1 protein-coding gene is annotated in these 2,058 nt (G+C 70.3%); it reads right to left on the bottom strand.

Translation table 11 applies throughout. The features are described from left to right. Window positions 1-1,985 (bottom strand): SDR family NAD(P)-dependent oxidoreductase (locus tag ACP4J0_RS38320; RefSeq protein WP_426604044.1); only part of this gene is annotated, 1,985 nt, incomplete at its 3' end. Window positions 1,986-2,058: the final 73 nt, after the last annotated feature.

The raw sequence follows: 2,058 nt of genomic DNA, 5'->3' as shown, positions 1-2,058 counted from the left end.
AGCCCCCGCACCAACTCCACGACAAACGACGCACGATCCCCCTCCGCCATCCCCCGCAACCGCACAGCAAACGACGAACCGACCGCCTGAGAAGACTCATCCGTGCTCTCTTCAGTACGGGCGACCGCCATCGCTTCCGGCAGTTCGGCGAGGAGCCTGCTGGGACGCGCAGACGTGAAACCAGGAACGAAACGCTCCCAGTCCATGTCCGCGATGGCGACGACAATGTCCTGGGCGCCCACCGCACGGTGCAGGGCGGTCAGCGCCGTTGCCGCGTTCATGGGCGATACACCGCCTCGGCGCATCCGGGCGGCCATCGCCTCGTCGGCCGCCATGCCACCCTCGGCCCACGGACCCCACGCGATCGACGTCGCCGCCAGACCATCCGCACGCCGCTGCTCCGCCAGGGCGTCCAAGTAGGCGTTCGCGGCCGCGTAGTTGCCCTGGCCCGCGGCTCCCCAGACACCGGCGGCAGAAGAGAAGAGGACAAAGGCGTCGAGGGTGATGTCCAGCTCGGTCGTCAGCTCGTGCAGGTAGAGCGCCGACGTGGCCTTCGCCCGCAGCACACCGTCAATGCGCTCCGGGGTCAGGGCATCCAGTACACCGTCGTCCAGCACGCCCACCGTGTGAACAATGGCGGTCAGCGAGTCGGCATGCTCGGCGAGCACAGCGCGCAGCGCCTCACGGTCGGACGCGTCACACACCACAACGGAGACGTCGACACCCAACTCCGCCACCAGCTCAGCAGCACCCGGTGCATCCATGCCACGGCGGCTGGTCAGCACCAGCCGCTCGGCACCCGCCTCCGCCAACCACCGCGCGACACGACCACCCAGCGCACCCGTGCCACCGGTCACCAGCACCGTCCCAGACGGCGACCACGACGCCGTGGCCTCGGACAGTGCTGCGCGAACGAGACGACGACCGAACACACCCGAGGAGCGGACCGCCACCTGGTCCTCACCAGAACCGGTCAGCACGCCCACCAGACGGGACTGTGCACGCTCATCCAGCGATTCCGGCAGGTCCACCAGACCACCCCAACGCTCCGGCACCTCCAGGGCGGCGACCCGGCCCAGTCCCCACAGCTGAGCCTGCACGGGCGACGTCAACCGGTCCGACCGGCCGACCGAAACGGCTCCACGCGTCAGACTCCACAACCGGGCGTCCACACCGGCATCGCCCAGGGCCTGCAGCAATGAGACCGACTCAGCGAGCCCGAGCAGCGACACGACACCCGCGTACTCGCCGGCAACGAGTCCCGCCAGCGCAACGCGGTCCGCGCCCGGCTCGACCTCGACCCGGCGCACCTCCGCACCACGCCCCGCCAGCGCACTAACCACCGGCCCGTCATCGTCACTCCTGGCCGGCACGACCACCAGCCACGACCCGGACAACCGTGCGCCGGAAACCTCGGCCAGCGGCTTCCACACCACCCGGTACCGCCAGCCGTCCACCTCCGACCGCTCCCGACCCTGCCGACGCCACGCCGCCAGACCAGGCAGGACACTCGCCCAAGCGGTCTCGTCGTCGGTGCCAAGGGCGGTCACTAGTGACGTGAGGTCTTCGCGCTCGACGGCGTCCCAGAACCGGGCATCCACGGCGCCCACGGCTCCGCCCGGCAGAGCGTTGCCAGTCGGTACCGCCTCCGGCCAGTAGCGCTTCCGCTGGAAGGCGTACGTCGGCAGGTCCACCCGTCGCGTACCGGTCCCGGCGAAGAACTTCCGCCAGTCGACCTCGACGCCTCGCACGTGGGCCTGCGCCAGAGCAGTGACGGCGGTCTCGACCTCGGACCGGCCCTTGCGCAGCACGGGAACGATGGCCACGTCTTCGCCCGTCACGCACTCCTGCGCCATCGCCGACAGCACACCGTCCGGACCCAGCTCCAGGAACAGGCTGACACCGGCCTCCTCCAGGGCGCGGACGCCGTCCAGGAAGCGGACAGCCTCGCGGACGTGCCGGACCCAGAACTCCGCGGAGCCCATGTCATCCGTGACGACGGCACCGGTCAGGTTGGAGACGACCGGGATGCGTGGGGCCTCGAACGACAGCCCGGAC

The organism is Streptomyces sp. WG7, from assembly GCF_049975785.1.
In the GTDB taxonomy this organism is placed as follows: Bacteria; Actinomycetota; Actinomycetes; order Streptomycetales; family Streptomycetaceae; genus Streptomyces.
Note: the sequence above shows the minus strand (reverse complement) of the source record. Positions and strands in the feature narration are given on the sequence as shown.